This is a genomic window from Methylocystis silviterrae, assembly GCF_013350005.1.
Lineage (GTDB): Bacteria > Pseudomonadota > Alphaproteobacteria > Rhizobiales > Beijerinckiaceae > Methylocystis > Methylocystis silviterrae.
This window is the reverse complement of record NZ_JABVWW010000003.1, coordinates 61,543-84,169: the sequence shown is the minus strand read 5'-3', so window position 1 is coordinate 84,169 and position 22,627 is coordinate 61,543. Positions and strand designations below refer to the sequence as shown.

At 62.1% G+C, this 22,627-nt stretch carries 21 protein-coding genes and 1 tRNA gene; 10 read left to right on the top strand and 12 right to left on the bottom strand.

What is annotated here, in order from left to right; all coding sequences use genetic code 11:
• Window positions 1-131: 131 nt before the first annotated feature.
• On the bottom strand, window positions 132-1,541 hold the full coding sequence (gene ahcY, locus HUN39_RS04035) for an adenosylhomocysteinase (RefSeq protein WP_175093215.1): 1,410 nt from the start codon (window positions 1,539-1,541) through the stop codon (window positions 132-134).
• 952 nt (window positions 1,542-2,493) lie between these two features.
• On the opposite strand from ahcY, the gene HUN39_RS04030 reads away from it, so the two are divergent.
• The 6 genes from HUN39_RS04030 to HUN39_RS04005 all read left to right on the top strand — a co-directional run bounded on the left by HUN39_RS04030 (window position 2,494) and on the right by HUN39_RS04005 (window position 8,363).
• The gene (locus HUN39_RS04030; protein ID WP_232365904.1) at window positions 2,494-3,123 is read left to right on the top strand and encodes a hypothetical protein; all 630 of its coding nucleotides are present in this window, start codon (window positions 2,494-2,496) and stop codon (window positions 3,121-3,123) included.
• Window positions 3,124-3,316: 193 nt separating this feature from the next.
• Entirely contained in the window at window positions 3,317-4,051 is a 735-nt protein-coding gene (locus tag HUN39_RS04025; RefSeq protein WP_175093214.1) for a response regulator, read from the top strand.
• A 455-nt stretch (window positions 4,052-4,506) separates the two neighbouring features.
• The gene (locus HUN39_RS19135) at window positions 4,507-5,346 is read left to right on the top strand and encodes an ATP-binding protein (protein WP_232365903.1); all 840 of its coding nucleotides are present in this window, start codon (window positions 4,507-4,509) and stop codon (window positions 5,344-5,346) included.
• 46 nt (window positions 5,347-5,392) lie between these two features.
• On the top strand, window positions 5,393-6,724 hold the full coding sequence (locus HUN39_RS04015) for a glycosyltransferase (RefSeq protein WP_232365902.1): 1,332 nt from the start codon (window positions 5,393-5,395) through the stop codon (window positions 6,722-6,724).
• Between the two features lie 353 nt (window positions 6,725-7,077).
• Complete coding sequence (locus HUN39_RS04010) at window positions 7,078-7,581, top strand: tellurite resistance TerB family protein (RefSeq protein ID WP_175093212.1); 504 nt, start codon at window positions 7,078-7,080, stop codon at window positions 7,579-7,581.
• The gene (locus tag HUN39_RS04005; RefSeq protein WP_175093211.1) at window positions 7,578-8,363 is read left to right on the top strand and encodes an SDR family NAD(P)-dependent oxidoreductase; all 786 of its coding nucleotides are present in this window, start codon (window positions 7,578-7,580) and stop codon (window positions 8,361-8,363) included. Before HUN39_RS04010 ends, HUN39_RS04005 begins: the two co-directional genes overlap by 4 nt.
• A 65-nt stretch (window positions 8,364-8,428) precedes the next feature.
• Here HUN39_RS04005 and HUN39_RS04000 read toward each other — a convergent pair whose 3' ends face one another.
• From HUN39_RS04000 to mgtE, 4 genes are all read right to left on the bottom strand, one after another.
• The gene (locus HUN39_RS04000) at window positions 8,429-9,190 is read right to left on the bottom strand and encodes a bestrophin-like domain (RefSeq protein WP_175093210.1); all 762 of its coding nucleotides are present in this window, start codon (window positions 9,188-9,190) and stop codon (window positions 8,429-8,431) included.
• Window positions 9,191-9,371: 181 nt separating this feature from the next.
• On the bottom strand, window positions 9,372-9,560 hold the full coding sequence (rpmF, locus tag HUN39_RS03995; RefSeq protein ID WP_014891260.1) for a 50S ribosomal protein L32: 189 nt from the start codon (window positions 9,558-9,560) through the stop codon (window positions 9,372-9,374).
• Window positions 9,561-9,700: 140 nt separating this feature from the next.
• Window positions 9,701-10,705: a glycoside hydrolase family 25 protein gene (locus HUN39_RS03990; RefSeq protein WP_175093209.1), complete on the bottom strand. Its 1,005-nt coding sequence runs from the start codon at window positions 10,703-10,705 to the stop codon at window positions 9,701-9,703.
• Between the two features lie 53 nt (window positions 10,706-10,758).
• Complete coding sequence (mgtE, locus tag HUN39_RS03985) at window positions 10,759-12,171, bottom strand: magnesium transporter (RefSeq protein ID WP_175093208.1); 1,413 nt, start codon at window positions 12,169-12,171, stop codon at window positions 10,759-10,761.
• A 20-nt stretch (window positions 12,172-12,191) separates the two neighbouring features.
• Between mgtE and HUN39_RS03980 the strand changes: the two genes are divergently transcribed.
• The gene (locus HUN39_RS03980; protein ID WP_175093207.1) at window positions 12,192-13,214 is read left to right on the top strand and encodes a polysaccharide deacetylase family protein; all 1,023 of its coding nucleotides are present in this window, start codon (window positions 12,192-12,194) and stop codon (window positions 13,212-13,214) included.
• A gap of 147 nt (window positions 13,215-13,361) precedes the next feature.
• Here the strand turns inward: HUN39_RS03980 and HUN39_RS03975 are convergent, their stop codons facing one another.
• Together HUN39_RS03975 and HUN39_RS03970 are read right to left on the bottom strand one after the other, a co-directional pair.
• Window positions 13,362-14,240: a hypothetical protein gene (locus HUN39_RS03975; RefSeq protein WP_175093206.1), complete on the bottom strand. Its 879-nt coding sequence runs from the start codon at window positions 14,238-14,240 to the stop codon at window positions 13,362-13,364.
• 218 nt (window positions 14,241-14,458) lie between these two features.
• Window positions 14,459-14,543, bottom strand: a tRNA-Leu gene (locus tag HUN39_RS03970).
• A gap of 154 nt (window positions 14,544-14,697) precedes the next feature.
• On the opposite strand from HUN39_RS03970, the gene lipB reads away from it, so the two are divergent.
• Window positions 14,698-15,387: a lipoyl(octanoyl) transferase LipB gene (gene lipB / locus HUN39_RS03965; protein ID WP_175093205.1), complete on the top strand. Its 690-nt coding sequence runs from the start codon at window positions 14,698-14,700 to the stop codon at window positions 15,385-15,387.
• Here the strand turns inward: lipB and bioB are convergent.
• Both bioB and HUN39_RS03955 read right to left on the bottom strand, forming a co-directional pair.
• Window positions 15,384-16,367, bottom strand: a complete 984-nt coding sequence (gene bioB, locus HUN39_RS03960; protein ID WP_175093204.1) for a biotin synthase BioB — start codon at window positions 16,365-16,367, stop codon at window positions 15,384-15,386. The genes lipB and bioB overlap by 4 nt on opposite strands.
• A complete protein-coding gene (locus HUN39_RS03955; RefSeq protein WP_175093203.1) occupies window positions 16,364-16,894 on the bottom strand; it encodes a PTS sugar transporter subunit IIA in 531 nt (176 codons plus the stop codon). The genes bioB and HUN39_RS03955 overlap by 4 nt, the downstream gene beginning before the upstream one ends.
• Before the next feature lie 160 nt (window positions 16,895-17,054).
• On the opposite strand from HUN39_RS03955, the gene ppc reads away from it, so the two are divergent.
• Window positions 17,055-19,868 (top strand): phosphoenolpyruvate carboxylase, encoded by a 2,814-nt coding sequence (ppc, locus tag HUN39_RS03950; protein ID WP_175093202.1) that lies wholly within the window; start codon window positions 17,055-17,057, stop codon window positions 19,866-19,868.
• A gap of 49 nt (window positions 19,869-19,917) precedes the next feature.
• Here ppc and HUN39_RS03945 read toward each other — a convergent pair whose 3' ends face one another.
• Window positions 19,918-20,883, bottom strand: a complete 966-nt coding sequence (locus HUN39_RS03945; protein ID WP_175093201.1) for an alpha/beta fold hydrolase — start codon at window positions 20,881-20,883, stop codon at window positions 19,918-19,920.
• Window positions 20,884-21,087: 204 nt separating this feature from the next.
• The gene (locus HUN39_RS03940) at window positions 21,088-21,279 is read right to left on the bottom strand and encodes a hypothetical protein (protein ID WP_210266838.1); all 192 of its coding nucleotides are present in this window, start codon (window positions 21,277-21,279) and stop codon (window positions 21,088-21,090) included.
• Between the two features lies 1 nt (window position 21,280).
• On the opposite strand from HUN39_RS03940, the gene HUN39_RS03935 reads away from it, so the two are divergent.
• Window positions 21,281-21,619 (top strand): rhodanese-like domain-containing protein, encoded by a 339-nt coding sequence (locus HUN39_RS03935; protein ID WP_175093199.1) that lies wholly within the window; start codon window positions 21,281-21,283, stop codon window positions 21,617-21,619.
• A 27-nt stretch (window positions 21,620-21,646) separates the two neighbouring features.
• Here the strand turns inward: HUN39_RS03935 and coxB are convergent, their stop codons facing one another.
• Window positions 21,647-22,624, bottom strand: a complete 978-nt coding sequence (gene coxB, locus HUN39_RS03930; protein WP_175093437.1) for a cytochrome c oxidase subunit II — start codon at window positions 22,622-22,624, stop codon at window positions 21,647-21,649.
• Window positions 22,625-22,627 lie beyond the last annotated feature (3 nt).

Below are 22,627 nucleotides of genomic sequence, written 5' to 3'. Positions count from 1 at the left end.
GGGGTCCCCGTCCAGGGGAAGGATGCGCAACGCCCAGCCTTCAACCGATTGCCTTGCTCGCAGGCCTCTTAAAAGACGGCCTCGCTCCAGGCAGGGAGCGAGGCCGCAAATCGGCGAATACCTGAACCGGGTCAGTAGCGGTAATGGTCCGGCTTGAACGGGCCGTTCTTCGGCAGGTTCAGATATTTGGCCTGCTCGTCGGTCATCTGCGTCAGCTTCACGCCGATCTTGTCGAGATGCAGCGAGGCGACCTTCTCGTCCAGGTGCTTGGGCAGCGTGTAGACGCCGACCGGATACTGGCCCTGCTTGGTCCACAGCTCGATCTGCGCCAGCGTCTGATTGGTGAAGGACGCCGACATCACGAAAGACGGATGGCCCGTCGCGCAGCCGAGGTTCACGAGGCGGCCTTCGGCGAGCAGCAGGATGCGCTTGCCGTCCGCAAACTCGATCTCGTCGACCTGCGGCTTCACATTGTGCCACTTCAGGTTCTTCAGGCCAGCGACCTGAATCTCCGAGTCGAAATGGCCGATGTTGCAGACGATGGCGCGGTCCTTCATGGCGCGCATATGGTCGACGGTGATGACGTCGACATTGCCGGTCGCCGTGCAGAAGATGTCGCCGCGCGGCGCGGCGTCTTCCATCGTCGTGACTTCATAACCTTCCATCGCCGCCTGCAGGGCGCAGATCGGGTCGATTTCGGTGACGAGCACGCGGCAACCGGCGTTGCGCAGCGAAGCGGCCGAGCCTTTGCCCACGTCGCCATAGCCGGCGATGACGGCGACCTTGCCGGCCATCATCACGTCGGTGGCGCGGCGCACGCCATCAACGAGCGACTCGCGGCAGCCATAGAGATTGTCGAATTTCGACTTCGTCACCGAGTCGTTGACGTTGATCGCCGGCCAGAGGAGCTTACCCTCCTTGTGCATGACATAAAGGCGATGCACGCCCGTCGTCGTCTCTTCGGTGACGCCTTTGATCGCCTCAGCGTTGCGCTTGTAGAAGCCCGGATTGGCTTTCAGGCGCTTCTTGATCGAGGCGTAGAGAACCTCTTCTTCTTCATTCGAAGCGGTTTCGAGGAAGGCGACGTCGCCCTGCTCGGCGCGCAGGCCCAGATGAATGAGGAGCGTGGCGTCGCCGCCGTCGTCGAGGATCATGTTCGGGCAGCCGCCGTCGCCCCATTCGAAGATCTTGTGGGTGTAATCCCAATAGTCTTCGAGGCTCTCGCCCTTCTTGGCGAAGACCGGCGTGCCGGTCGCGGCGATGGCGGCGGCTGCGTGGTCCTGCGTCGAATAGATGTTGCAGGAGGCCCAGCGCACATCGGCGCCGAGCGCCTTCAAAGTCTCGATCAGCACGGCCGTCTGGATGGTCATGTGCAGCGAGCCGGCGACGCGCGCGCCTTTCAGCGGCTGCGACGGGCCATATTCGGCGCGGGTCGCCATCAGGCCCGGCATTTCCGTCTCGGCGATGGCGATTTCCTTGCGGCCCCATTCGGCCAGCGAAAGGTCGGTGACGGCGAAATCGTTAAAGTGATGTGCGGTCATGCGAAATCCTTCTGTTTCTTTTGCGCGGCTTGGTCTCGAATGTCATTCCCGACGCGCGAAGCGCGATCAGGAATCCAGAGCAAAACCGTCGTTTCTGCGTCGGCTCTGGATTCCCGGTCCGGCCCGCTGCCTGCCGGGAATGACGCGCCAAGGAACGGCTCAACCGAATTCCCGCCGCTGGTCCAGCCCAGCGGCTCGGGACCAGCCTATAGCAGGGGCGGTCGAGAAAGGCAATAAAGATATAAAGATTTCTTTATGTGCTTACATACAAGACGCCTTGCTGCCCGAGAGTTTCCTCCAATGCGGCCGCTCGCTCGGCGCGTTCAACACACACCTCCCCAAGGTCGCCTACCGGCGAATTATTAAGCGAAAGGCTCTGCAAGCAGGCTAGCCCAGCGAGTCGGCTAAGGTCGCTTACCTGACTATTATCAAGGGAAATCGTCTGCCTCAATCGCGTAGGCGATTGAAGAAGATCGGCGGCTGTCGTGAGCCAACGCTTCTCTGCAGGTGAATGGCTTCACAAGCGCCAACCGCGAGATTGCAGCCGGCCGGCGGGCGGCGGGCGAACTCAATCTCGGCAAGTCATGCCCCAAATTAAACCCGTGATTTATCTTACGAAATACAGATAGGCCCGACTGTCAGAAACAAAATGAAACCGGCCAGCCGAAATCTCGACACTCCCGTGCGGAATATTCGAGCGTCCACCTGCCCGGCCAAGCCGCGAGCACTAAAACTGTTCTGCTAGGCGTCAGAGACTAAAGTGATAAATGCTTTTCATATCGCCAATCGCATTCGTTATTTGCTAAACAAACGCAAAAAACTTGCATTATTTACGCACCACAAGTGCGCATCGATCTGGCTAACATCGATAGTTATGGATATTTGCCGCGAGAATAATTTTAAATACATCGCGATCCCGTGGGGACGTCAATGCCCAGAGTCAGGATATACTATGGAAATGGCGCTCAACTCCGGCAATGATGTCATTGTCGCGCTGAATGCTGACTATTCTGGCATAAACAACCATATATCTGCGAACATGCAGTGCATGCATGTGATAAGAAATCCCATGAGTGTAATCGTCTCCGCATACTACTCCCACCTCCGAACACATCCGATTGATGGATGGGACTTCCTGGCTCGTCAGAGGAATGTTTTAAGTGAAGTCGACAAAGACGTCGGCATGGCCTTGACCTTGTCATTTCTGGAATCGAGTCACTTTCAGCCGGAGACCAACGGTCCTTTGTACGACATGATCGCGTGGAATTACGACGACTCACGAATCGTTACGTTGCGCATGGAGGACATGACCGCAAACGCAGCAAACTTCTTTCGCGAAATGTCTCGAACGGAGGTCTTAAGAAATGCATCAATGCCCGATCCTGATAGGTTTTCGTTTGCTGCGATGACCGGCCGGCAACAGGGCGTGATAGATCTCTCGTCGCACTATCGCTGTGGAAGCAGCACTGAATGGCGAGATGCTTTGCCGAGAGGCGTTATCTTATATGTAATTCATCATTACCGAGATTTTTTGCTACGGTTCTATCCTGAAGTTATTTTTGAAGCCGGCTCTTATTTTTGAAGCCGGCTCCTTGAGCGACGCCAGCGTTCGTTCGAATTCAGACTGCCTCCGGGCGTGAGGTGGCGGGATGGCGTTCGATTGGAGGCTGTAATAGGCTGCCTTGCACGCGACAAAATGAAACAAACGCGCCAAAATCTCGACACAGCTGTGCCGAACCCTAGGTTCGGAACTCGCCGCTGGCTCGGAGCCGCGAGTGGATGAACTCCCGACCTTGAACGAACTCGCATCAAGCGCCGCCGATAGACGATGGATCCTCGTTGTAGAGGACGACGAGGATATTCGATCGCTCTTATCGAAATATCTCAGCGACAACGGGTTTAAGGTGATGCTCGCCCGTGACGGCAGACAGATGGACGAGGTTCTCGCGAGGGAGCGGGTCGATCTCATCGTGCTCGACGTCAACCTTCCCGATGAGGATGGATTTTCCATCTGCATGCGCTTGCGGAATTCGGGAAGCCCCCCATTGATCATGCTGACCGCGCGCGGCGAAGACACTGACCGGATACTTGGAATCGAACTCGGGGCCGACGATTATCTGGTCAAACCCTTCGTTCCGCGTGAACTGCTCGCGCGCATCGGGGCCGTCCTCCGGCGGACTGCCCCGGATCTTGAGTCGTCCCAGAACATTAGCGTCTATAGGTTTTCTGGATTCCTCCTGGACTCTTCCACACGGCGCCTGTTGGGCCCGACCGGCGTAAGGGTGATTCTGACCAGCGCGGAATTCGACCTGCTGCTGACGCTCTGCCGTAATCCCGGAAAAATATTCTCGCGCGACGAGCTGAAGGCGTCGTCCACGACCGAGCGGAGCGTGGACATCCTAATCAGCCGGCTTCGTCAAAAGATCGAGAATGACCCGCGAGACCCGACGCTCATTCAGACGATCCGCTCGATGGGCTACACGTTCACGGCGAAAGTCAGCATTCATTGAAAACGTCTGCGCTCCGAAACATCAATGTGCAGCTGGGACTTCTCCTCCTCCTATGCGTCGGCCTGTTCCACGCGGCGGTAACGACGATCCTTTTCTTGTCTGAACCCGCTCCCGGCCACCCTCGGGACCTGAGCGCCTCCGTCGTCGTGGCGGCCCTGACGGCGCTGGACGCCGCTTCCGCAGCGGAAAGGCCAGCCATCGCCACAGCCTTTAACGCAAACCTTCCGGGGTTTCACGTCGCGCTCTCAGAGCCGGGAGTCGCCGCGCGCGACGGGGGCCAGCCAGTTTATTTCCGGTCTCGCCTTCCCGTCGGGGTCGAGATCGGAGCGCACGATGACGACAAGCGATTTAGCGGGTCGTTGCACGACGGTCAGCAATTCCTGCTCGACGCTCCTGCCCGGCCTCTCGGATTTCCTCGATTCGCGATCGTCACCGTCGGCTTCATCGCGATCAGTTTGTTCGTCTTCTCCTTATGGGCCGCGTTGTCGCTCACGCGTCCGCTCACCAACTTCGCCAAGGCTGTGGAGTCCTTCGGACTCGACAGTATCCCGGCGCAGTTGCAGGAGACAGGTCCCGAAGAGGTCCGTAAGGCGACGCGGGCCTTCAATCGCATGCAGCGTCGCATCGCGGAGATGGCCTCCCAACGAACGCGGATGCTGACGTCCGTTAGCCATGACCTTCGAACGCCGATTACGCGCATGCGTCTTCGCGCCGAATACATCGAAAGCAGCGACACGAAAGTGAAACTACTGCGTGACCTCGACCAGATGGAGGCGATGGTCCGCGGCTGCCTGGACTACTTGCGCGGCGGTTTCCAGCAGGAAGTCGTGACGCTGGATCTGGCGAGCCTGTTGCAGGCGGTTGTCGATCAGTTCGGCGATATGGGCGCCGACGCACGTTACGACGGAGTCGATCACTTAAGCGTTCTGGGCAGTCCAGACGATTTGGAACGCGCGTTCTCCAACCTCATAGACAATGCCGTAAAATACGGGGAAAGCCCCGAGGTTCGGCTGTGGGAAAGCGATGACGCAGCGGTTGTCGAGGTCGTCGACAGGGGTCCGGGCATCCCCCAGGAAAAGAGGGAATCGATGCTAGAGCCTTTCGAGCGAGGAGACGTCGGCGCGTCCTCGAACGCAAACGCGGGCTTCGGGCTGGGCTTGGCGATCGCCCGCGGGATCGTGGAAGCTCACGGCGGACGCCTCACGTTGGATGAGCGGACCGGCGGCGGCCTGATCGCGAGGGTGTCGCTGGCCAAAGCTGAACTCGAAACAAAACGAAACAAACTGAGCAAATAAATGTCTCCAGGCAATCCGACCTTGAGGACCCAAAGGGGTCAACGGGATGACGATACATCAATCAGCTTTGGGCCGCGCCGCGCTATCGGGAAAAACCGTCGCAGTCGTGCATCCTGCGTGGCATTCCTGCGGAACGCACCAGGTCATCGCTAGCCAAATAAAGGCCTATAAGAAACTTGGAGCGCGCGTGCTCTCCGTTGCGCTTATGGACGATGTCACGCCCTCGATTGGCCATGGCGAGCGCTGGAAGAACTACAGGTTGCATAGTCGGGACCTCGCGGCCGACGAGAGATATGAATCGTCCGCCACGATCGCGGACCTCTTCAAGACAGCGCTCCTAAAGGACGGTTGGTTGCCCTTGATCCATGGCGACCACGCAACCTGGCTCGTCGAGCTCGTGAAGCGCGCGCCTCTGCCCGAAGCGCTCGATACGGGCGCCATTGACCTGATCCACGCCAACCATTTCTTCGTAATGCCCTTCGTCGAAAGAATGCGTGAAAGGCGCCGCATTCCCGTCGTGCTAGACACTCACGACATTCAGGCTCGGCAGTACGAGCTACGCAATCGCGCTGGGTTTAGCATTCCGCCGCATGTTCGCTACAACAGCATGCTCGCGATCGAACTCGAATGGATCGAGCGCGCCGACCTATGCATTCACTTGAATTCGGAAGAGTATGCGACGTTCGGCGAGCTGCTGCCTCAGTCTCGTCACAAACTGATCTATCCGTCGATAGCCCCCGTGGCTGCCCCCCCCAATGGCGATCGGGCTATTTTTGTCGCTGGCGACAACGCCGCCAACTACATCAGCGTCCGATGGTTTCTAAAATATATTGTGCCGCATGTTCCTGAAATGTCGATTTCGATTTTTGGCGACATCGCCGATGGCGTGAAAAGGCGTGACAGGCCGTTGTATGAAAAACATCGCAATCTTTTCCGCGGCAGGATAGCCGATAAAGACGCCGCCTACGCCGACGCAGCTCTCATTCTCCTCCCAACAAGAGAAGGGCACGGCCTTTCAATCAAGACCGTGGAAGCTCTGTCCAGCGGACTTCCGGTCATCGCGACGTCGAAGGCGTTCAGGGGCATGGAGATCGATCCGTCACGGCTTCGCAACGTCTATATTGCGAATGACGCCAGTGAATTCGCCGCCGCCATGGTCAAGTGTCGCGCCATGAGCGAACGAAGCGATACGGTGGCGAGCGATACGCGCGCGCTATACGAAGAGAGATACTCATTGGAAGGCTTTGCGCGTCGGCTCGGGGACGTCGCATGCAAGTTGATGGAGAACGATCCCCGTACGCCGTTGGATGCTGGATACCGAAAAGCAACGACCGGCGCCTCGACTGATCCCGCTCGGCGCCATTCGCCAGCTGATTGATCAACCCGCGCGACTTGCGGCGAAACGCCGATCAGCCGCCCAAGTCTACATCCCTAAAACCAATCGCTGGACCGCGCGCGTCCCGTAATCGTCGAGAATGGTGAACTTCTTGCCTATTACGCCTTCGCTCCCGCGGTCGGTCAAGTTCAGGGAAGGCGACAAATTTGTGCTCCTCGACGCGCGAGTTCGCGCGATCTATCGTCGCCGTGGCGAACTGAACGACGAGCAATGCCGAGACGGGTCATAAGCAGCAGATTGGCCGGATCGGCTACCCTCCCCGCCGCTACCCTTCCCCCGTCCCATGATCTATACGGATTTGCAACGCAGCTCCCGCCCCGTTAGCGTCGTCGCCCATGTTCTCAGCTCTCAAAAACTTCATCAACGACCTCACCGGCGAGGCCGAGCGGCCCAAGGCCTTTGAAGCCGCGGACTATCAGCTCGCCGCCGCCGCGCTTCTCGTCCATATCGCCTCGGTCGACGGCGAGTTCGACGACAAGGAAAGAGCGCGCATTCGTCAGCTCGTTGAGGCGCGATTCGGCCTTGAAGGCGACGCGGCGACCGAACTGATCGACTCCGCGCAGGAGAGCGAGCGCGACGCCGTCGACCTCTATCGCTTTACGAGCGTGCTGAAGCGCCGGCTCGATGAGGACGGGCGCCGGCAGATCGTCGGCATGCTCTGGGACATGGCGCATGCCGACGGCGCCGTTCACGAATTCGAGGAGAATGTGGTCTGGCGCGTCGCCGAATTGCTCGGCGTTTCGACGCGCGAGCGCGTCGAGCTGCGCCGCGAGTTCCGCGACGCCGCCGCGCCGACCCCAACCGGCCCCTGGTCGCCGAGCAAGGATGGCGGCCAGTGACACGCCCCGTCGTGGTCATCACCGGCGCGTCCGACGGCATCGGCGCGGCGCTTGCCCGCATCTTCGCCGCCAACGGCCATGAGCTCGCGCTCGTCGCCCGTCGCGGCGACCGGCTGGAGGCGCTGGCCGACGAAATCGCCGCCAATGGCGCCGTCCGCCCACTCCCCATCGAACTCGATCTTACAACTGAGGACGCCGCTGAGACGCTGTCGGAACTCCTGGGCGAGGCGGGCCTCACGCCGCGCTTCCTGGTCAACAACGCCGGATTTGGCCTCTTGGGCCGCGCCATCGAGCTCGACGCCGCCGAGCAGCTCGCGATCGTCGATCTCAACATGCGCGCGCTCACCGCGCTGACCTTGCGCTTTCTGCCGGCGATCGTCGCGGCGAAGGGCGGCGTCCTCAACGTCGCCTCGGTCGCAGCCTTCATGCCGGGACCGGGCTTTGCCGTCTATTACGCCACCAAGGCCTATGTGCGCTCCTTCAGCGAAGCGCTGTCGCAGGAATTGAAGCCGCTGGGTGTGAAGGTGGCCTGCCTGTGTCCCGGTCCGGTGCAGACCGGCTTCCAGTCGCGCGCCGGCTTGGATTTTTCGGGTGTGATGGGTGCGATGAAGCCCGCGATGCTGCCGGCGGCGGAAGTCGCGCGTCAGGGCTACGCGGGTCTGATGGCCGGCAAGCGGGTGATCGTTCCCGGCTGGATCAACCGCGTGTTCGTTTGGACCTCGGCGGTGACGCCGCGTGCGCTGTTGCTGCCGCTGCTCGCGTCCGCCCAGCGGCGGCGCTGATCAACGCTGGCGAAATCTGTCCGGCCACGGGCAGGGCGCGGCTCTGCTGGCCGCCCTCTGTTTACCTAGCCAGTTTTAATAATATCGACTGCAGATTTCAGAGGGTCGGTTGGAACTGTGAAAAACCCCTGGAATGGCCGATCGAGCTCCACCAGCAGAAAAATTGCCCCGGAGACGCATATGGACGCCGTGATAAGCCCAAGCGCCGCGGTCCAGTGATGGTGCGAGATGACGCCGAAATTAAAGAAAACCGTCACGAGCAGAGCGATCAGGAATATGATCACCTCCAGCGGTATATTGGCGTTCAAGTCGCTATATATTTTCCATCTTATGCCGGTAATTTCTTGCGTTAAACTGAGAGCGGCCGTCTTCGCCCATGATTTTTTCTGATCTTTGTCTTCTAAAGAGAGCACCGCTTCGCGAAATGAATCGATCTTGGCTTTTTTAAAAGCCTCTTTTTGATCGATGTAATTTCCGCTCGCGACCTGCAATAGATTGATCTGACCCTGCAAAGCGTTTATTATTTTTGTTCTCGCTTCGTTGGCTTCATCGCCATACAAATCCAACACGCGATGCAATAAAATAACCTTAGACGCCTGCGTTCTCACCTCGTCAACTTTCTTATCAAAATTGTTTTTTGCCGTTACCAATAAGAAACCGAGGCATACTGCAAGCAGTGAAGCAATCATGTTTCTCACGGCTTTGAACTGATCCCTTGATATTCCATCAAGCCAGCTCTCTTTCAGACGAAGAGTAATAGAAAATCCAAATATACCTGCAAGCAATGTTGCAAAAAAAGTTACTATAGCTATATCAACGCTATTCACGAGTATTTCCTCCGCAGGATCCACCCGGCAAGGACGCCTTTTGCAGAAGACGCCCAGACCTTCGCCTGGCCGGAGCAATCCCCGACCGCCGGGAAATGATAAAATCCTACCCCCTATGACTGTTCAAAAACAAAAAAGCGAGCCTCGCGGCCCGCTTTCATTTCCTCACACGTCGGAGCGGTTATTCCTCGACGGATTTCGGCTTCAGCACCTGACGGCCGCGATACATGCCAGACTTGAGATCGACGTGATGCGGGCGGCGGAGTTCGCCGGAATCCTTGTCCTCGATATAGGTCGGCGCCTTGAGGGCGTCGGCGGAGCGACGGAATCCCCGCTTCATCGGCGAGGTTTTTCTTTTCGGAACGGCCATTTATTCTCTCTCTAAACGAAGGCCGCGGGCGGGAGCGCCGCGCGGCGGAAACTGGCGTTGCGCCTATACGCGAAATCTCGCCCCATGGCTACCCCGGCGACGGCCTTTTACCAGGGCGATCGGTCGCTGCGGCTTTCCGCCTATTGGACGGCGGCCGGCGGGACGGGAGCGCTCGCCGCCTTGTCATAGGCGTTTCTTTCGCCGCCCGACAGCATCGCCGGATCTTCCTCGATGAGCTGCTTTCCGCCGCGATCGTCGGCCGGCCGCGCGGCGACCGGCGCCGCCGCCAGGCCGGTCTGATACGCAAGCCAGCTTCGCCAGTGATCGGCTGAGCCGTTGAACGTGTTCTGGTCCACCGCGCCGGTGATGCCCGGCACGCGCCCGTCCGAGCGATACTGCCAAAAAGTCCATTTGCGGTCGCCGTAACGCACCTTCGGGTGATATTTCGTCGAGCGGACCCAGATCGGATATTCGGACAGAGCGTCGGAGTGCAGGATCGCCTGATAGAAGTCGACCGAGGAATAGATGATCGGCTTCTTGCCGTAATGGCGCTCCATCTGCGTGAGCATGTCCTTCATGTCGCGCAGCACTTCCTCGCGATAGAGCGTGCGTTTGCAGGTTCCCGAGGTCGGCGTCGCCTCGACATCGAGCACCGGCGGCAGCGCGTCGGGCTCATTTGGCACGACGCTGGCGAAATTGCCAATCTCTTCATGCGGCCGGCGGCACCAATACACGAAGTGATAGGCGCCGCGCGGCACGCCGGCGGCCTTCGCCGCCGCCCAATTGTAGGCGAATTTCGAGTCGACCCGGTCGCCGCCTTCCGTGGCCTTGATGAAGGCGAAGGAGACGCCCGAGTCCTTGACCTGCTCCCAGTCGATGTTGCCCTGATATTTCGAGACGTCGATGCCGTGGACGGCGAATTCGCCGCTGCGCGTCGCCGGGAATTTATGGAGATCGGTCTCCGGCACGGCGTAGGCGAGAAAGCTCGGGTCGCGCTTGGGATTGATCAGCGGCGCGCTGGTCTGGAACCGCGGCCGGCGCGAGAAGCTCGGATCATAGGAGCTGCCGCAGCCCGCGAGCGTCGCCGCCAATGCAGCGCACACGAGGGCGGAGGAAAGCAGGGAAAAACATTTCAACGAGCGCATTTCTCCAAATTATCCCCGCAGGCGGTAACGGAGCGTAAACGCGCCGACGCGACTTAGCCCAGATGGAACCACAAACTGGCGATTGTAAGGAACGCGCTGTAGCCGACCACGTCGGTGATCGTGGTCACAAAGGGCCCCGAAGAGACCGCGGGGTCGAATTTCAGCCGGTCGAAAACGAGCGGCACCACAACGCCACCGAGCGCGCCGGCGACCAGATTCGTGAACATCGCCAAACCGATAACCGGTCCAAGGCCGACATTTTGAAACCAGGTCGCGGCGACGATCCCGGTCAGCAGGCCGAAGGCCGCGCCATTGACGGCGCCGATCGCCAATTCGCGGAAAATAATGCGAAGAGCGTTGGCGCTGGTGAGCTCCCTGGTCGCGAGCGCCCGCACCGCGACCGTCATGGTCTGGGTCGCGGAGCTTCCGCCCTGCCCCGCAACGATCGGCCCGAGCACCGCGAGCGCCACCATCTGTTCGAGCTGCGCCTGGAAGCTCTTGAGCACGGAGGAGGTGATGAAAACGGTAAGCATATAGATGAAAAGCCAGGTGAAGCGGCTCCGAACGATCCACCAGAAATTGTCGGTCAGCTCTTCTTCGGGGTTCACGCCGCCAAGCGCCAGGATCTCGTCCGATGCCTGCTCCTGAATGACGTCGACGATGTCGTCGATGGTCAGAACGCCGACGAGCCGTTCGGATCCATCGACAACCGGGACGGAAACGAGGTTGTAGCGCTCGAAGAGCCGCGCTGCCTCGGCGCCGTCCTCGGTCGCATTCACCCGCCGCCGATCCTCCTGCATGATTTCGTCGAGCCGCGCGCTTGGCTTGGCCCGCACCAGAGCGTCGAGGAAAACGGTTCCGAGCAGACGGTAGCCAGGATCGACGACGAAGACTTCGAAGAAGTTCTCGGGCAGATTCTCTTCGCCGCACTCTCGAAAAAAATCGAGCACGCGCCCCGCCGTCCAGAAGGGGGGCGCGGCCACAAAAGTCGTCTGCATCAGGCGACCAGCGGAATCCTCGGGATAGTCCAGGGAGCGGCGCAGAACGATCCGCTCTTGCGCTGGGAGCGCGTCGAGGACCTCCGCCTGTTCTTTCGGTTCCAGACCTTCGAGAATGGCGACGGCGTCGTCGCTTTCGAGTTCGCGCACGCCCTCGATGAGGGTCTCGACCGGGAGTTCGTCGAGGATCTCCTCGCGGGTCGCCTCGCCGACCTCCATCAGGGCCGTAAAATCGAAGTCCGCGCCCATCAGCTCGACAAGGCGGGGCCGCGCCTCGTGGCTTAAGAGCTCCAGCAGAGCGCCAAGGTCCGCCTCATGCAGGTCGCCGACGAGTTCGTGAATCCGCTCCGAGTCGCCCAGCGCAATCGCGCCTTCGACGTCCAGAACGAATTCCCGGCTGAGAGACGCCTCTCCGCCGTCGCGGAAGTCCTCGGCGGGAGTCGCCGTATCTTCATGATCGAGCGGCATAGGCGGTCCCGCGCTATATTATGGTCGCGCTCTTAACCCGGGGGCGCGAGAAATCAAACCGGCAAGCCGTCATGACCGCCATTTTTCTACTGCTGAAAAGATCTGAAGCGCCCGTCGCCGCTCCCCTCCTGCGGTTCACGCTCATGCTGCTGGCGTCTTTATCGGCCGCCGGCGTTCTTAACGCGCCGCCCGACGCCGCCGCCGCGGAACGGACCTGCGGACCCGACGCGCTTGGCGTGTCGCGCGTCGTTGAAATCGACCGCTCCAAGGGAACGGCGGTCGGCCTGCAAAGCTACCCGCGCACGCTCGATTTGCGCGATCATGAGGTGGTTTTGACGTTCGATGACGGACCGGCGTCTCCCACGCCGCAAGTGCTCGACGCGCTCGCCAAGGAATGCGCGCGCGTGACCTTCTTTCTGATCGGCCGGAATGCGGAAAGCCTGCCCGCTCTGGTGAAGCGCGCCGCCGCGGACGGCCACACCATCGCTCACCATTCCTACAGCCACCCGGACAAGACCCTGAGGCTCATGAGCGAGGACGCCGCCAAGGCCGACATCGACAAAGGGATCAACGCCGTGAATAAGGCGCTCGGCGCAGCGGCCGCGCCCTTCTTCCGCTTTCCCGGCTTCGCCGATACGCCCGCGCTCGTCGCCGACCTCTCGTCGCGCGGCTACACAATCTTCGGCTCGGATTTGTGGGCGTCGGACTGGTCGCATATGACGCCCAAGGCCGAACTCGATCTGGTGCTGTCGCGGCTTGAAAAGAACCGCAAGGGAATCGTGCTCTTCCATGATTCGCAGGCGATCACCGCGCAGATGCTGCCCGAATTCCTGCGCGAACTGAAAAAGCGCGGCTATTCGCTCGTCCACATCACGCCCGGCGACGCGCCGACGCCGATCGTCGCCGCCGGTCCGGACTGGACCTCGACGACAGAGCCGATCATCGCCAAAACGCTTGGGCCAAAGGCCAAGCAGGCGCCGCAGGCGCATGAGCATGACCATGAGCATGGCGCGCAAGAGGCGCCGAAATCCGGCGCGCCTTAGGCAGGCGCCGAAAAGTTGACTGCGCGAGGCGCCGCCTAGATCACGCTGCTTTTGGGCGGAATCGCCCAAATGCAGCGTGATCGATTCCCAAAGCTTAGAGCACGTTCTACGCGAAAAACCGGTTCCCACTTTTTCGCGAGCCGCGCTCTAGCCGCCGCGATCGCAGATATAGGTGCTCTTTGAACCCCAGCAGGATCCGCTCTTGTAAACGTTTCCGAGATTTTTGCCGCCGAGGGCCGCAGACCAGGTTTTTCCCTTGGCCGGAGAAAGCGTCAGCGTCTGACCGGAATATTGGAAGACCACCGCGCCGCCTTTTCGCGAGATCTGACAGACGCCGCTGTTGACCACGCGTCCCGAAATCCTGACGTAGCATTTGCCGGTTCGCGCTTCGGACGCGGGCGGCTCCTGTTCAACCGCGACATTCGCCCTCGCTGACGCCTCATCTTCCGCCCCGCGGCGCGCCGCTCTACGCTTTCCCGCGATGCCGTCGCTGAGAAATTCCGGCTCGAGTTCGAGGTTGGCGATGGATGACGCGAGCGGATTCGACCCCTGGGCGCCCGGCGCCGATTCTGCGCCGTCCTGCGCCGATGCGGCGCGTTCTGGCGTCGCTGTCGGCACCACCGGACCGGCGATGATCGAGGGCGGCTGTTCATGCGATCGCAAATTGGCGGCCGGCGCCCCCGAATGCGCTTGGCTCGGCGCCCCGCGCGGCGCGGGAGGCGCTATTATTTGAGGCGCCATTGAATCTGCGGGATCGCCATTCTGCGGAAGCTCGCCCCAGAACGCGGAGCCGACGACGATCGCGGTTCCGACCACGACAAGCGCCGCAGCGCCTATGTAGAAGAAGCGCTCAACCCTTTCGAAGTTGCGATCGGACGCCGTTGCGTAGGATTGGCGGCGCGAACCCACCGGCGGCGGCGGCGACGCGCGCCAATCGCCTTCGATATCATGCCAGGCATAGCGGGCGCGCGTCTCGATAGTATCGGCCTTTGGCGGCGGCCTGCGGTCTCTTAACGACACAGCCATGCTTCCCTCTCCGGGCGCCGTCGAACCAAAAGAGCGGCGTCGAACGCCTCGCGTCTGCGCACAAGGCGCGCGGCGCGCTCATTTGCGAAGATCGAGCAGGCGGCTTGCACTGACCAAGCGCCAGCACGACCATATTACCTTGGGGAATGTGGCTGATGTTTGCCCGCTGCGGCGCCGTAAGGCCGGGCGAACTCGGGGCGCTTTTGTGGCGCTAACCCTGGTGCGGCCGAGAGGACTCGAACCTCCACTGGTTGCCCAACTAGCACCTCAAGCTAGCGCGTCTACCAATTCCGCCACGGCCGCAAGGACGCTCCGCTTAACGCGAAGCGCCGGCGCGCTGCGTCTAACAAATCGGCTCCCAGATGACAAGCGGGCCGACGCTTAGGACCTCGGTTTGGTGTAAAGTGACGCGATGAGCCAAGCCGCCTGCCCTCCTGCGCCCGCCGCTGATACGGCGATGCGCGCGCCCACAGGCGCGCCGCCGGTGGAATGGCGCGTCAGCGACGATCTCGTCCCCTATGAGGCGGCGGTGGCTTTTATGGAGGCGCGCGCCGCGGCGATCGCCTCGGGCGAGGCGCGCGAATGCGTCTGGCTCCTCGAACATCCGCCGATCTATACCGGCGGCTCCTCGGCGAAAGAGCAGGATCTGCTCGAGGCGCGCTTCCCCGTCCATCACACCGGACGCGGCGGGCAATTCACCTATCATGGGCCCAAGCAGCGCGTCGCCTATGTGATGCTCGATCTGACGCGCCGCCATCGCGACGTGCGCGCCCTGGTCTGCGCGCTTGAATCATGGATCATCGCGACGCTGGCTGATTTCGGCGTCACGGGCGAGCGGCGCGCCGCCCGCGTCGGCGTCTGGGTCGAGCGGCCGGAAAAGGCCAAGGGACGCGGCGGCGAAATGGCGGAAGACAAGATCGCCGCCATCGGCGTGCGCCTGCGGCAATGGGTGAGCTTCCACGGCGTCGCGCTCAATGTCGCGCCGGATCTGAAGCATTTTTCCGGCATCGCGCCCTGCGGCGTGCGCGACGCCCATCTTGGCGTCACGAGCCTCGCGGACCTCGGCGTGACGGCGGAGATGCGTTCCGTCGACGCCGCGCTGCGCAGGAATTTCGAGACAATTTTCGGCCCGGCCGAGGACTCTTAAGACGCGGCGGAAGCGCGCGCCTCGCGCGCCGCAAGCGCGGCGAAGAGCGCATCGTCTTCATTGACGCCGGCGTTGCCCGTCGTCAGCAGCTTTTCGCCGTAGAAGATCGAATTGGCGCCGGCGACGAGACAGAGAATTTGCGCCTCCCGCGACAGCGAGGAGCGGCCGGCGGAGAGCCGCACCCGCGCCTTCGGCATGACGATGCGCGTCGTCGCGATCATGCGCACGAGATCGAGCGGGTCGATCTGCGCGCGCCCGGCGAGCGGCGTGCCCTCGACGGCGACCAGCGCGTTGATCGGCACGCTTTCCGGATGCGGGTCGAACGACGCCAGCGTCTGCAACATGCCGGCGCGATCTTTCACGCTTTCGCCCATGCCGATAATGCCGCCGCAGCACATCTCGAGCCCCGCGCCGCGCACGGCCTTGAGCGTGTCGAGACGGTCTTGATAGGTGCGGGTGGTGATGATCTCGTTGTAGAATTCTGGCCCGGTGTCGAGATTGTGATTGTAGGCGGTGAGCCCCGCGTCGACGAGGCGCCGCGCCTGCGACTCGTTGATCATGCCGAGCGTGACGCAAGCCTCCATGCCGAGCCCGCGCACGCCGCGCACCATGTCGAGCACAGCGTCGAAGCGCTTGCCCTCGGGCGCGGAGCGCCAGGCGGCGCCCATGCAGAAGCGATCGGCGCCGGCTTCTCTGGCGGTCCTTGCGGCGCCGAGCACGTCCGCCGTCTCCATGAGATCGACGCGGTCGAGCTTCACTTCGCGATGATGCGCCGATTGCGGGCAATAGGAACAGTCTTCCGGACAGCCGCCAGTCTTGATCGACAGCAGCGCCGCCTTCTGCACGTCATTGACGTCGTGAAAGCGGCGATGAACGGCGTTCGCCTGCGCGACGAGATCGAGCAGCGGCTGATCATGAATCGCGACGATCTCTTCGACGCCCCAGTCGTAGCGTAAGGAGAAGTCCGTGGGCGCGTTCACGCCGGACCTCCGGCGTCGCGCCTTTGCGAGCGATGCTGTGACCGCGCGGCGAGTTTGCGCTGCGGCGCCTCAGACGTCTCCTCGGCGCGCGTCGCGCCCTTTCGCCCGCCGCGCAGAGCGGCATAAGCGACGAAAAGCGCCATCGCGACGTCGAACGCCGCATTGGCGACCACGAAGGGCGCGGGGGCGAATTGCGAGGCTGCGCCGATATAGTGAAAGTAAATCGCATAGAGCGGATGCAGCGCGAGGCCAGCGACGACCCACCACGGCGAGCCGATGATCGACATGCCGGCGAGCGTGCCGAAGACGGCCACGCCGGTCATTTCGAAGCCGACCCAGGGGCCAGGCTCCTCAGCGCGAAAGCCGAAGCCGACGTAGAGGAAGCACAGCGCAATCAGCGCATAGGCGGCGATCCGCTGGACAGCCGCGCCCGACCATTTGCAGAATGCAAGCAGGCCCAAGGCGAAGACCAGGCCGACCCCGGCGAAGATAATAATTTCGGTTGTGTCGAGCATGGCTTTGACCATCAGCGCCGCGAAGTGCGGAGATTAGGCGGAACGCATCGTCGCCGAGTCTATAAGGGGCGACGTCGCCTCGAACAAGTGCCGCGTCGAAAAGGCGCCCGAAGCCTGCTATAGCTGCCCTGGAGGCGCCTTGAGGCGCGGAATGTTTAAAGGTCGCGATAGTATGCAGCTTGAGACGCAGGCGCAGGAAAATCTCGTTACGACCGCTCCGGCGGCGGCGGGCGCCGACCCTGAAGCCTTGAAGGGCGACGAATCGCTCATCGAGGACATTCGCCTTCTGGGGCGCCTGCTCGGCGACGCAGTTCGTGAACATGAAGGAACCGCGGCGTTCGAGCGCATCGAGACGATCCGGCGGCTCTCCGTCGCCGCAAGCCGCAACGGGGACGCCGAGGCCGACAGGAATCTCGACGCGCTGCTGCGCGCGCTGACGGCGGAAGAGGCGCGCACCGTTATTCGCGCCTTCAGCTATTTCTCGCATCTTGCGAACATCGCCGAAGACCTGCATCCGCTGCAGCAGCGCGCCCGCGCCCAGGCGAGCGGCGCCTTCACCGGCGCGCCTAGCCTCGCCACGACCTTCGCGCGTCTGCGCAAGGCCGCCGTCGGCGCCGGCAAGATCGCCCAGGCGCTGGCGCGCGGCTGGATTTCGCCGGTGCTGACCGCGCATCCGACGGAAGTGCGCCGCAAGAGCCTGCTCGACGCCGAACACGCGATCTTCAAACTGCTCGCCGCGCGCGAGCATATGCGTGGCAAGGCCGAGCGCGCGCAAAACGAGATGCAGCTTCGCGCCCGCGTCTCGCAGCTCTGGCAGACCGAGCTGTTGCGTCATTCGCGTTTGACCGTGCGCGATGAAATCGAGAACACGCTGAGTTATTATCGCAGCACATTTCTGCGCGAGATCCCGCGCCTTTACGCGGACATCGAACAGCGTCTCGACGGACTGCGCGTGCCGCCGTTCCTGCGCATGGGCGCCTGGGTCGGCGGCGACCGCGACGGCAATCCGAATGTGACGGCGGAGTCGCTTTCGACCGCCCTGCGCATGCAGTGCGAAACCGTGCTCCGCTTTTATCTCATCGAAGTGCATGAGCTCGGCGCGGAACTTTCGATGTCGCGGCGTTACGCCGGCTGCACCAAGGCGCTCGAAGCGCTTGCGGCCCGCTCGGGCGACGACAATCCGCATCGGGACGACGAGCCCTATCGCCGCGCGCTCATCGGCGTCTATTCGCGCCTCGCCGGCACGCTGGAGAAGCTGACCGGCGGCCAGGCGGCGCGCCACGCCGTGGCGCCGGGCGAACCCTACGCCAATTCCTGGGCGCTGCTCGCCGATCTCGTCACCATCGATGAGTCGCTGCGGGTGCATCACAGCGAAGTCATCGCTACGCAGCGGCTCGAGCCGCTGATCCGCGCTGTCGAAGTCTTCGGCTTTCACCTTGCGACGCTCGATTTGCGGCAGAGCTCCGACCGGCACGAGGAGACCATCGCCGAGCTTCTCAGCGCCGCCCGGGTCGTCGATGATTACGCCGCGCTTCCGGAAGCCGAGAAGCAGCAGTTGCTGCTGAGGCTGCTCGGCGATCCGCGGCCAGTGCGCCTGCCGGGCGCGACATACAGCGACCGCGCCACGAGCGAATTGACGATCATGGAACGCGCGCTCGAGATGCGACGGCTCTATGGCGATGAAGCGATACGCCATTACATCATCAGCCACACTGAAACGGTCAGCGACCTTCTCGAAGTGCTGCTGCTGCAGAAGGAATGCGGCTTGATGCGCGGCACGCTCGATCCGCGCGACGCTCAGCGCGTCATCGCCGATCTCATCATCGTGCCGCTTTTTGAGACGATCGAGGATTTGCGCAACGCCGCGCCGATCATGCAAGAGTTTTATGCGCTCCCTGGCATCCTCAAGCTCGTCGTCAATTCCGGCGGGCAGCAGGACGTCATGCTCGGCTATTCCGACTCCAACAAGGACGGCGGGATCCTGACGAGCATCTGGGAGCTGTACCGCGCCTCGACGGCGCTCGCGGAGTTTTTCGCCTCGGCGCCGAACGTCGCGCTGCGGCTTTTCCATGGGCGCGGCGGAACCGTCGGACGCGGCGGCGGACCGAGCTACGACGCCATTCTGGCGCAGCCGCCCGGCACGGTGAACGGGCAGATCCGCCTGACCGAGCAGGGCGAAGTCATCGCGGCGAAATACGCCAATCCGCAGATCGGCCACGTCAATCTGGAACTGCTCGTCGCGGCGACGCTGGAAGCGACGCTGCTTTCCGCGCACAAGACTCCGGCGCCGGAGTTCTTGGAGGCTGCTGAAGAATTGTCGCAGGCCGGCATGGCCGCCTATCGCGGACTTGTCTATGGCGCCGAAGGCTTCGTCGATTTCTTCTTTTCGTCGACGCCGATTTCGGAAATCGCCTCGCTCAATATCGGCTCGCGTCCCGCCTCGCGCAAACCTTCGCGCCGCATCGAGGATCTGCGCGCGATCCCGTGGAGCTTTTCCTGGGCGCAGGCGCGCGTCGCGCTGCCGGGCTGGTACGGCTTTGGTTCGGCGATCGCGCATTTCATCGAAGAGGACGAGAAAGCGCGGCTCGCGCTCTTGCGCCGGATGAGCGAAGAATGGCCGTTCTTTCGCGCGCTGCTCTCGAACATCGACATGATCCTCTCCAAGACCGACATGTCGATCGCGCATCATTATGCCGGTCTCGTCGAGGACAAGGCGCTTGCCGCGCGCATTTTCGGCATGATCGAAGCGGAGCATGGGCGCGCGAATGACGCGCTCGAAAAACTTCTCGGCTCCAAGGAGCGGCTCGCGGACAATCCGACGCTCGCGCGATCGCTCCGGCACCGCTTCCCCTATATCGCGCCGCTCAACTATCTGCAGGTCGAATTGATCCGCCGCCATCGCGCAGGAGAGCGCGGCGAAGACATTCGCGAAGGCATCCTGATGTCGATCAACGGCATTGCGGCGGGCTTGCGCAATACGGGTTAACCCAGTCGCGCAGAGCGCTACGGCGCGTTCGGGATATCCTGCAATGCCGTCAAGCGGACAGGAATCCCTCAATCTGCGCGCAAAATTGCTCCGGCGCTTCGTCGGCGACGAAGTGGCCGCTGTCGTCCACGATCACAGACCTTAAATTCGTCGCCTGTGGTCGGAGCGCGTCCGCGAGTCTTTCGCCAACGCTGTGTCGCCCTGCGATCGCCAACACCGGCATGTCGAGCTTGCGGCCCTTCAAGGATGCGGCCGCGGCGGCGTCATCTTTGAGCGCCCGATAATAGTTGAATCCCGCCGTCATGCCGCCCTCCGAGGCGTAATGTTTGGCGAATTCTGCGATCGCGGCGTCTGGGACCGCGTCCTTCTTGTGGGACCAGGCGCGGATCTGCGCCGCGATATAATCGCGCTCGCGGCCCTTGGTCAGCATTTCCGGAAAATCTGGCGCCATGTGAAATCCGTAATGCCAGGCGCCGGCGCGCAACGCATCCATGTTCTCCGTGCCCGGAACCAGGCAATCCACCAGGACGAGCTTTTCGACATGCTCAGGGTGAAGATGGGCGAGCATGAAGGCGGCTTTCCCGCCCATATCATGGCCAACGACATGGGCGCGCCCCCCGGCCGTCTGGTCAATGAGCGCTCGAACGTCGCCAGCGATGGTTTGCTTGTCATATCCCGCGGCGGTTCGTTCGGACAGGCCGAGGCCGCGCAGATCGGGGGCGATCAGCGTAAACCGCGAGCAGAGGCGCTCCATCGTGGAGCGCCACGCAAACCAGGTCTGCGGCCAACCGTGAAGCAAGACCACGTTAGGGCCGACCCCGACGCGCACATAATGCAGCTTGACGCCATTGACTCGCGCGAAGAGGCTCTGGCCGCCATTGGGCGCCAGCGCGCCGTCTTGGTAATCCACCGCGGCCGGCGAACTCGTGGCGCTTGTCGTCGGCGAAGCGGTCGCGGCCGCGCCGGCCGCGAAAGTCGACGCTCCAAGAAGAAAGGCGCGGCGTTCCATGCTCATGATCTGTGTTTCCCGTGCATAGGGGCAATGGAGAGGATTCGGTCCCGGCAATCTCAAGAGTGCCCGGCATATGCAACGTTCCAAAGTCGACGACCGTCGCGTGCGACGGCGCTCGGTCGAGCTTTTGACCGTCGCCCTTTTTTCGTTCTTGGCGGTCAGATGAATGCTACGGTTTTTCGGTGTTCCTGTCGGCAGCGAGAATTTCTAGAATGGGGCCGCCTGCCCGTAAAGCGGATCGAGCCTGCAATAAAGATGGCGACGGAACGCCTGGAGCGCGCCGCGAACCGTGGTATAGGCCCGATAGCGCATCGTCAGACGCAAGCATCGCGTCAGCCACAGGACTTCTAAGCGCGAGGCGCCGAGAATGTCATGCTGGATCATAGGAGGATTGAGCATCATGAGCACAGGTAGTCCATTCAATGACATCAGCCTCGAAGAGCTGAAAGCGGGCCTTGCGACGGGCGCGGTCTTGCTTGTCGACGTGCGAGAGGCTGACGAATATGCGGCGGGCCATATCGCCGGCGCGATTTTCAATCCGCTGTCGAAATTCGATCCGAGCCAGCTGCCGATCGCAGGCGAGGGCCAGCAAGTGGTCATCTATTGCCGCTCCGGCAAGCGCTCGGTGTCTGCGATGGAACAGGCGCGGCTCTTGGGCCGTCGCGACGCCAATACCCATTTTGGCGGCGGCATCCTCGCCTGGCTCAACGCCGGCGAACCTGTCGTCCAGGGCATGTAAAAGACGCGCCCGGACGGCGGCGCAGCTTCAACGCAGGCTCGCGAGATAGCGCGACAGGGCGAGCAGTTCGCTTCCGCTGAAGATGTCAAAGGCCGGCATCAGATTGCCGGGCTTGATGTCTTGATTGTGCGTGATCCATCGCGCGATGGAGGCTTCATCCGTCGCGAGGATCGCGGCGCCAATCGAGATCCTGCCGCCCACATGCGTAAGATCGGGTCCGAGCCGGCCGACCGCAGGCGTTCCGCGGATTGTGTGGCACGCGCCGCAGCCGTGCGAAAGAAACAGCGCCTTGCCCTCTCGCGTCTCCTGCGTTGCGGGCTCCTGCGCTGGCTGGAACTCCCGTAAACGCCATTCCTCATATTCATTCTGCGGCATCGCCACGACGTTGAACGCCATCAGCGCATGCGCCCCGCCGCAATATTCCGCGCATTGGCCCCTGCTCACGCCAGCTTTTTCGGCGCTCAGCGTCAGCGCGGTCTTGCGGCCGGGAATCATATCGAGCTTGCCGGCCAATCTCGGCGCCCAGAAACTATGGATGACATTGTCGCTCGTGAGTTCGATCTCGACCGCGCGGCCGACCGGAATGCGCAATTCATTGGCGCTCTCGACCGCAGAGCCGGCGTCGTCGTGATAGACGACGCGCCACCACCAGCGCTCGCCCGCCACCTCTATTCCAATCGGACTCGCCGCCATCTTTCCCGGCCCCGCGCCAAGCATAACCAGTCCGTAGACGAGGAGCGCGGAGAGCGTGACGACGGGGAGGATCAGCCCGCCGGCAAGCACGACAGTATCGCCGGCCAGGAACGCCCGGCGGCGCGGCGGCGCAAATAGCGCGATCGCCGTCAGGAGAGTGACCAGGAGCAGGATCGCGCCGCTTCCCGCGACCATGACCCAGAAGAGTTGCGCAACATGTTGCGCCTGCGGTCCGGTCGGCGCGAGCGTCGATTGAACGCCCTCGCATCCCGCGAGCAGGAGGCAGGCCGGAGCGGCGCGCGTGATGCGCAAGGA

Coding starts and splice junctions, on each gene's coding strand:
- ppc (WP_175093202.1), top strand. CDS start 17,055: ATGCAGCTTGAGACGCAGGCGCAGGAAAATCTCGTTACGACCGCTCCG.
- HUN39_RS03990 (WP_175093209.1), bottom strand. CDS start 10,705: ATGCGCTCGTTGAAATGTTTTTCCCTGCTTTCCTCCGCCCTCGTGTGC.
- HUN39_RS04010 (WP_175093212.1), top strand. CDS start 7,078: ATGTTCTCAGCTCTCAAAAACTTCATCAACGACCTCACCGGCGAGGCC.
- ahcY (WP_175093215.1), bottom strand. CDS start 1,541: ATGACCGCACATCACTTTAACGATTTCGCCGTCACCGACCTTTCGCTG.
- HUN39_RS03945 (WP_175093201.1), bottom strand. CDS start 20,883: ATGAGCATGGAACGCCGCGCCTTTCTTCTTGGAGCGTCGACTTTCGCG.
- HUN39_RS03940 (WP_210266838.1), bottom strand. CDS start 21,279: ATGCTCAATCCTCCTATGATCCAGCATGACATTCTCGGCGCCTCGCGC.
- HUN39_RS04015 (WP_232365902.1), top strand. CDS start 5,393: ATGACGATACATCAATCAGCTTTGGGCCGCGCCGCGCTATCGGGAAAA.
- HUN39_RS03935 (WP_175093199.1), top strand. CDS start 21,281: ATGAGCACAGGTAGTCCATTCAATGACATCAGCCTCGAAGAGCTGAAA.
- HUN39_RS03955 (WP_175093203.1), bottom strand. CDS start 16,894: ATGGTCAAAGCCATGCTCGACACAACCGAAATTATTATCTTCGCCGGG.
- HUN39_RS03975 (WP_175093206.1), bottom strand. CDS start 14,240: ATGGCTGTGTCGTTAAGAGACCGCAGGCCGCCGCCAAAGGCCGATACT.
- HUN39_RS03980 (WP_175093207.1), top strand. CDS start 12,192: ATGGTCGCGCTCTTAACCCGGGGGCGCGAGAAATCAAACCGGCAAGCC.
- mgtE (WP_175093208.1), bottom strand. CDS start 12,171: ATGCCGCTCGATCATGAAGATACGGCGACTCCCGCCGAGGACTTCCGC.
- HUN39_RS04030 (WP_232365904.1), top strand. CDS start 2,494: ATGGAAATGGCGCTCAACTCCGGCAATGATGTCATTGTCGCGCTGAAT.
- lipB (WP_175093205.1), top strand. CDS start 14,698: ATGCGCGCGCCCACAGGCGCGCCGCCGGTGGAATGGCGCGTCAGCGAC.
- rpmF (WP_014891260.1), bottom strand. CDS start 9,560: ATGGCCGTTCCGAAAAGAAAAACCTCGCCGATGAAGCGGGGATTCCGT.